Below are 6,527 nucleotides of genomic sequence, written 5' to 3' on the forward strand. Positions count from 1 at the left end.
AGCTTGCCGACCTCCCAGTCGTCCGGCGGGCAGCGCAGCGCGTCCATCGCCTGGTCGACCTTGGAATCGAGATCCCACAGGCCCTTGGCCTCGATCTCGTCCTGGAGATTGGTCATCTCGTCGGCGGTCTCGTCCGAATAGTTCATGGCGAGCTCATTGTAGCGGTCGAGGATCGCCTTCTGGGGCGCGACACCGAGCATGACGTTGTCGCGGACGTTCAGCTCCTCGTTGAGCTTCGGCTCCTGCGGCAGGTAGCCGACGCGCGCGCCCTCGGCGACCCAGGCCTCGCCGGTCCACTCCTTGTCGAAGCCGGCCATGATCTTGAGCAGGGTCGACTTGCCGGCGCCGTTGACGCCGAGCACGCCGATCTTGGCGTCCGGATAGAAGCTGAGGTGGATGTTGTTCAGGATCTGCTTGCCGCCCGGATAGGTCTTCGACAGGCCGCGCATATGATAGATGAACTGACGGGACATAAGCGTGCGAACTCCGCTTCGGACTGGCGCTTCGGGCGTGTCGGGAAATCTGCCGGGTAGATAGGCGACACCGCCCGGGAAGGCAACGGCGCGGCGCATGGCCCGCGTTTTCGGCAGCAGGTCGCCCCTCGGTCCAGGCCTGCCCGGCCGGCCGCCGGGCCGGGCTTCACGAAGCCGGCATCGCCGCTTCCGCCGGCCCGGGTTTTGCCTGAACCTCGGCCGCCGGGAATGCAGCGGGAGCCAGCTTCATGGGTCTGTCGACGGGGTGTGGCCGCATCATCCTCGGATCGCTCGCGGCATTGCTGTGGCTTTCCGCTTCGCCGGGGCGCGCGCAGGGAGCCGAACCCGGTTGCCGGCCGGAGATGGCGAGCAACCGCCTGCCGATCAGCCTCGCCAATCTCGGCCGGGACGAGGTCCGCCTCACCTTCGTCGGCCACGCCACCTTCCTGATCGAGACGCCCGGCGGCGTGAAGGCGGCGACCGACTACAACGACTATGTCCGCCCGCCCGAGACGCCGGACGTCGCCACCATGAACAAGGCGCATTCGACGCATTTCTCGCGCGCGCCCGATCCGGCGATCCGGCAGGTCCTGCCCGGCTGGGACCCTTCCGGCAAGGGCGCGGCCGCCCATGACGTGACGCTCGGCGACCTGCGCGTGCGCAATGTGCCGACCAATATCCGCATCTATTCCGGCGGCACCGATTTCGACGGCAATTCGATGTTCGTCTTCGAGATCGGCGAGCTCTGCATCGCCCATCTCGGCCATCTCCACCATCCGCTCGAGCCGGGCCACTTACGCGCCCTCGGCCGCGTCGACATCGTGCTCTTCCCGGTCGACGGCAGCTATACGCTCGACCAGGAAGGCATGATGGAAGTGCTGAAATCGCTGCAGGCGCGGGCGATGATCCCGATGCACTTCTTCGGCGGCGGCACGCTCAGCCGCTTCCTCGCGCGCTCGCAGGAATTCTGGCCGGTCGAGCGCCGCGATCAGTCGCAGATCGTGCTGTCGAAGGCCTCGCTGCCGGCAAAGCCGACGATCATCGTCCTGCCCGGGCATTGAGCCCGTTCAGCTGTTCACCCCGCCATCGATGGCGAAGCCGGCCCCGGTGACGAAGCGTGCCTCCTCGCTCGCCAGATAGGCGACGAGGCCGGCGATGTCCTCCGGCTTGCCATAGCGCGGGATCGCCATGCGGGCGCGCTGCTCGTCGGCTTGCTCGCCGGCGGCCGGGTTCATGTCGGTGTCGGTCGAGCCCGGATGGACGATGTTGACGGTGATGCCGCGCGGGCCGAGATCGCGCGCCAGCCCCTTGGTGAAGCCGATCAGCGCCGCCTTGCTCATCGCATAGAGCGCGATGCCCGGTTCGGTCACACGCTCGGCGAGGCACGAGCCGGTGGTGATGATGCGCCCGTCCTCGGGCAGATGCGCGGCCGCCGCCTGCGAAGCGACGATCACGGCGCGGACATTGACCGAGAGGATCGCGTCGATCTCCCCGGCGCCCCAGCTCCCGACCTCGCCATAGTGCCAGATGCCGGCATTGTTGACGAGGATATCGAGCCCGCCGAGCTCCTTCGCCGCCGTGTCGACCGCGGCCTTGACCGCTTCGGGATCGGCATTGTCGGCCTGCAGTGCCAGCGCCTTGCGGCCCAGTGCCTCGATCTGCGCCACCACCGCTTCGGCCTTGTCGCGGGCGCGCTCATAGGTGATGGCGACATCCGCCCCCTCCTGCGCCAGCCTGAGCGCGGTCGCCGCCCCGATGCCGCGGCTGCCGCCGGTCACCAGCGCCTTCTTTCCAGACATCCGAGCCATCCCATCACCTTTTCTGTGTCGATCGATACAAAACAGATGGGCGGCTTGCCGCGCCTCGTCAAGCAGATTATTTATCGATCGGTACAAAAAGGAGATCGCCTTGGCAGAGCGTGGCCGGCCCCGCGCCTTCGACCGGGAAAAGGCGCTTTCGCAAGCGATGATGCTGTTCTGGGAGAAGGGCTTCCAGGGCGCCTCGATGAGCGAGCTCACCGCGGCGATGGGCATCAATTCGCCGAGCCTCTACGCCGCCTTCGGCAGCAAGGACGGGCTCTATCGCGAGGCGATGGCGCTCTATGAGGATGGCGATGGCGTCGAGCTCGGCCGCGCGATCGCCGAGGCACCAGGCGCCAGGGTAGCCGTCGAGACCTATCTGATGCGCTCGGCCGCGCTCTTCACCAGGCCCGGCAAGCCGGCGGGCTGCATGGTCGTGCTCTCGGTCGTCCATGGCGCCGGCACCAGCCCGCAGACCAGCGGCGCGCTGCGCGATGCCCGGGCCGAGGCCCAGGCGCTGATCGAGGCGCGGCTGCGCCGGGCGGTCGAGGCCGGCGAACTGCCGGCAACCTGCGATCCGGCAATGATCGCCTCGTTCTACGTCACCGTGCAGCAGGGCATGTCGATCCGGGCGCGCGACCGGGCGACGCGGCCCGAGCTGGAAGCGATCGCCCAGGCGGCGATGGCCGCGTGGGAGGGGTTGATCGGCAGCGCCGGCCAGCCTCGGATCGGTTCGGCGGGCTCCGCTTAACCGGTTGCTCAGGCTGACTCGAAGCTTCGCTGGGCAAGCCGGCCGGGCTGCCGCATGGTCATCTCGAATCCGATGGAGCCAACCATGATCCGGATCCTTGCCGTCGCCACGCTCGCCGCCATGCTCGTGCCGGCCAGCGCCGAAGCCGCGAAATTCAGGTCCGGCGGCAGCCGCTCGCAAAATTCCCATGCCAGCCAGGGCGACCGGGACGGCTCCTCCCTCGTGGTGACGCCCGGCCTGCGCAGCCGGCAGAGCAGCCAGCCGGCGCCGGCCCAGCCGCAACGCGCCGCCACGCCCAGCCGGGCCATGACGGCCGAGCCGGTGGCCTTGCGGCTGACGGCGGCAGCGGAGCCGCGCATCTGGTGCCGCTCGCAGGTCGTGGTCGGCGGCTTCTGCGTCCTGAACTGACGCAGCCGGAACTGACGCGGCTCAGGCCGCCTGGAGCGCCGCCTCGACCTGCATCACCCGCCAGCGCCCCGGTGACAGTCCGTAGGCCTGCCGGAAGCGCCGCGTCATATGGCTCTGGTCGGAGAAGCCGCTCGCGGCCGCGGCATCCGCCAGGCCATCCCCCTTGCGGATCAGCGCCCTCGCCCGCTCCAGCCGCCGCATCACCAGATAATGATACGGGCTGGTGCCGTAGCGCCGACGGAACTGCCGGGCGAGCGCGTAGCGGTCGAGCCCGGTGATCGCTTCGAGTATCTGCGAGTCGACCGCCTCGTCGAGATTCTCGGCCAGGAAATCGCGCGCCTGCCCGCAGGCCCGCTCCGCCGGTGTTTCCGGCCGGCGCAGCGCGCAGGACGGGTCGAGCGCCAGCAGGGCCTCGGCGAGCCCGCCGACCGCCTGGTCGCGCTCCAGCGGCTCGAGCGGGTGGTCGAGATCGCCGAGCAGGGCGACCAGCGCCCGCAACAGCCTGCCGTCGCGACAGACCGCCTCGCCGACGAAGGGCGTGGCGCCGGCGCGGCCGGTGAGCGCCGCCATGATCAGCCCCGGCTCGATATAGGCCATGCGGTAGCGAAAGCCCCCTGCCATGCCGGCGCGCCCGTCATGCACCTCGTCGGGATGCAGGACGATCAGGTCGCCCGGCGTCGAATCGCGCTTCGCCCCGCGATAATCGAAGCTCTGCACGCCGCTGATCGTGTAGCCGATCGCATAGGTGTCGTGCCGGTGCGGATCATAGGCATGGCCGCCGAAGAAGGCCTCGATCCGCTCCGGACCGCCCTCGTCGGGCGCCGTGCGGATCCAGTCGCCCGGCACGCACGAACGTTCAAGACCGGCCGGCCGCTCGCGCCCTATCGTGCTCGTCATGCGCTTCGACACCAAGATCGCCATCATCGTCCATGAAGAGCTCGCCAGCTGGCAGAAGCTCAACGTCGCCTGCTTCCTGTCGGGCGGGCTCGTCGCCGCTGCGCCCGAACTCGGCGGGCAAGCCTACCGCGACGGCTCGGGCCAGGTCTACGGCCCGCTGATCCGCCAGCCCGTGCTGGTGTTCGCCGCCGCCTCGGCCGATCTCGCCCGGGTGCTGCGCCGCGCCGGCGAGGCCGGCCTGCGCCCCTCGCTCTACACCCGCGAGCTCTTCGCCACCGGCCATGACGACGCCAACCGTGCTGCCGTCGCGTCGGTCACGACCGAAGCGCTCGACCTCGTCGGCCTCGCCCTCCATGGCGAGCGCAAACCGGTCGACAAGGCGATCAAGGGGCTGAGGCTGCACCCTTGAGGCAGGACCTGCGCCGTCTTTGCGAGCGCAGCGAAGCAATCCAGGGGCGGCCGTGCTCTACGTCCCCCTAGATTGCTTCGCTGCGCTCGCAATGACGGATGGGTGTGCCGTCCGGCCTCTCACCCCGTCCGCGCCACCCTGCCCTCCAGCGGATAGGCCGGATCGGTGTAGCCCGGCGTCGAGGGATGGCCGGCCGGCACCAGTTCGTCGACCAACGCCTCGTCCTCGGCGCTGAAGCTGGCATCGAGGGCCGAGAGATAGGCCTGCCATTGCTCCATGGTGCGCGGCCCCGCGACCGCCGCGGTCAGGAGCTTGTTGTTGAGCACCCAGAGCACCGCGAACTGCACCGGCGTCATGCCGCGCACCGCGGCGTGGTCGCGGATGGTGCGTGCGATCACCAGCGATTCCTCGCGCCATTCGGTCTGCATCAGGCGCTTGTCGGCACGGCCGGCGCGGGTGCCTTCCGGCGGCGCCTGGCCGGGCTCGTATTTGGCGGTGAGGATGCCGCGCGCCAGCGGCGAATAGCTGGCGACGCCGAGCCCGTAATGGCCGCAGGCCGGCAGGTGCTCGACCTCGGGCATGCGGTTCATCGCGTTGTAATAGGGCTGGCTGACCACGGGCCGGTCGATGCCGAGCTCGTCGCAGAGCCGGCAGATCTCGGCGACGCGCCAGGCGCGGAAATTCGAGACGCCGAAATGGCGGATCTTGCCCTGCCGCACCAGATCGCCGATGGCGCGCACCGTCTCTGCGAGCGGCGTCTCATGGTCTTCCTTGTGCAGGTAATAGATGTCGATGAAATCGCTGCCGAGGCGTTTCAGGCTCGCCTCGCAAGCCTGGAGCAGCCATTTGCGCGAGAGCCCGCGCTGGTTCGGGCCCGGCCCCATTGCATTCGCCGCCTTGGTCGCCAGCACCCAGTCATGGCGGTTGCCGGCGATGGCGCGCCCGGTAATCTCCTCCGAGCGCCCGTCGGAATAGGCGTCGGCCGTGTCGATGAAGTTGATCCCGGCCGCGGCGGCATGGTCGACGATGGCGCGCGACTCCGCTTCCGGCGTCGCCGCGCCAAACATCATCGTGCCCAGGCAGAGCGGCGAAACCTTGAGGCCGGAACGGCCGAGCTGGCGATAATTCATGGCGATCTCCACTAGAGCCGGATCCGATCGGGTTGAATCAACCTGATCGGTGAATCCGTCTCTAAACTATTGGTAGAGAACGCGTGGTCCGATCAGATTGCACCGCAATCTGGTCGGCGCGTGCTCTGGGGTGCCGGAGCCTGCCCGATACGGCCAGGGTGCGCCAGCGCGGCCGGCGCAAGGCGACCTTGCGCAAGGAAATCCTCAATCTTTCGTGACAGGCTTTCGCGCATGCCCGTCCAGCGGACCATCCAGGCGAATATCGCCACGCTCGCGCAGAGCCAGAACTTCGCGACATTGCTCGCGGCGCTGAATGGCGCGGGCCTCAGCGTCGGCAAGACGGTCGAGGCGCAGCTCGTCTCGCTCGACGGCGACGGCAACGCCACCGCCCTCGTCAACGGCGTCAAGATCGCGCTCCTGCTGGCAGGGCCGGAAGCCCGGCAGGCCAGCCTGCAACCGGGCGCCAGCCTGCTGCTCCGGTTCGACGAACCCGCCAAGCCGGGCGCTCCGCTGCAAGCGGTTCTGGTCGGCACCCGCCCTGCCCCGGCCGATCTGCCCGCCCCTGCCGCGAACGCCGCGGCGAGCCCGGCGCCCGTGCCCCCGGCGGCACGCCCCGGAGACCCACCCCCGCAGCCGGGCGCCACCGGAAACATCGCGTTC

General features: G+C 69.3%; 8 protein-coding genes and 1 pseudogene. 5 read left to right on the forward strand and 4 right to left on the reverse strand.

Annotated elements, in window-relative coordinates; translation table 11 throughout:
- A partial coding sequence (locus V6M56_RS08845) for an ATP-binding cassette domain-containing protein (protein ID WP_332682959.1) occupies window positions 1-473 on the reverse strand: 473 nt, incomplete at its 3' end.
- A gap of 362 nt (window positions 474-835) precedes the next feature.
- On the opposite strand from V6M56_RS08845, the gene V6M56_RS08850 reads away from it, so the two are divergent.
- Entirely contained in the window at window positions 836-1,534 is a 699-nt protein-coding gene (locus V6M56_RS08850) for an MBL fold metallo-hydrolase (RefSeq protein ID WP_332682961.1), read from the forward strand.
- Between the two features lie 6 nt (window positions 1,535-1,540).
- Here the strand turns inward: V6M56_RS08850 and V6M56_RS08855 are convergent, their stop codons facing one another.
- Complete coding sequence (locus V6M56_RS08855) at window positions 1,541-2,281, reverse strand: SDR family NAD(P)-dependent oxidoreductase (RefSeq protein ID WP_332682963.1); 741 nt, start codon at window positions 2,279-2,281, stop codon at window positions 1,541-1,543.
- Window positions 2,282-2,381: 100 nt separating this feature from the next.
- Here V6M56_RS08855 and V6M56_RS08860 point away from each other — a divergent pair, with 100 nt between their 5' ends.
- Together V6M56_RS08860 and V6M56_RS08865 are read left to right on the forward strand one after the other, a co-directional pair.
- A complete protein-coding gene (locus tag V6M56_RS08860) occupies window positions 2,382-3,023 on the forward strand; it encodes a TetR/AcrR family transcriptional regulator (RefSeq protein ID WP_332682965.1) in 642 nt (213 codons plus the stop codon).
- An 84-nt stretch (window positions 3,024-3,107) separates the two neighbouring features.
- The gene (locus tag V6M56_RS08865; protein WP_332682967.1) at window positions 3,108-3,431 is read left to right on the forward strand and encodes a hypothetical protein; all 324 of its coding nucleotides are present in this window, start codon (window positions 3,108-3,110) and stop codon (window positions 3,429-3,431) included.
- A 21-nt stretch (window positions 3,432-3,452) separates the two neighbouring features.
- On the opposite strand, the gene V6M56_RS08870 is transcribed toward V6M56_RS08865, so the two are convergent.
- Window positions 3,453-4,328 (reverse strand): AraC family transcriptional regulator, encoded by an 876-nt coding sequence (locus tag V6M56_RS08870; RefSeq protein WP_332682969.1) that lies wholly within the window; start codon window positions 4,326-4,328, stop codon window positions 3,453-3,455.
- On the opposite strand from V6M56_RS08870, the gene V6M56_RS08875 reads away from it, so the two are divergent.
- On the forward strand, window positions 4,327-4,737 hold the full coding sequence (locus tag V6M56_RS08875) for a DUF2000 family protein (protein ID WP_332682972.1): 411 nt from the start codon (window positions 4,327-4,329) through the stop codon (window positions 4,735-4,737). The two genes, V6M56_RS08870 and V6M56_RS08875, sit on opposite strands and share 2 nt — an antisense overlap.
- 119 nt (window positions 4,738-4,856) lie before the next feature.
- Here the strand turns inward: V6M56_RS08875 and V6M56_RS08880 are convergent, their stop codons facing one another.
- Window positions 4,857-5,867, reverse strand: coding sequence for an aldo/keto reductase (locus tag V6M56_RS08880; RefSeq protein ID WP_332682971.1), 1,011 nt, complete (start codon window positions 5,865-5,867; stop codon window positions 4,857-4,859).
- A gap of 231 nt (window positions 5,868-6,098) precedes the next feature.
- Between V6M56_RS08880 and V6M56_RS08885 the strand changes: the two are divergent.
- Window positions 6,099-6,527 (forward strand): annotated as a pseudogene (locus V6M56_RS08885) (hypothetical protein); the annotation flags it as partial.

It is taken from the genome of Allobosea sp. (assembly GCF_036675845.1).
Lineage (GTDB): Bacteria > Pseudomonadota > Alphaproteobacteria > Rhizobiales > Beijerinckiaceae > Allobosea.

Coding starts and splice junctions, on each gene's coding strand:
- V6M56_RS08850 (WP_332682961.1), top strand. CDS start 836: ATGGCGAGCAACCGCCTGCCGATCAGCCTCGCCAATCTCGGCCGGGAC.
- V6M56_RS08880 (WP_332682971.1), bottom strand. CDS start 5,867: ATGAATTATCGCCAGCTCGGCCGTTCCGGCCTCAAGGTTTCGCCGCTC.
- V6M56_RS08865 (WP_332682967.1), top strand. CDS start 3,108: ATGATCCGGATCCTTGCCGTCGCCACGCTCGCCGCCATGCTCGTGCCG.
- V6M56_RS08855 (WP_332682963.1), bottom strand. CDS start 2,281: ATGGCTCGGATGTCTGGAAAGAAGGCGCTGGTGACCGGCGGCAGCCGC.
- V6M56_RS08875 (WP_332682972.1), top strand. CDS start 4,327: ATGCGCTTCGACACCAAGATCGCCATCATCGTCCATGAAGAGCTCGCC.
- V6M56_RS08870 (WP_332682969.1), bottom strand. CDS start 4,328: ATGACGAGCACGATAGGGCGCGAGCGGCCGGCCGGTCTTGAACGTTCG.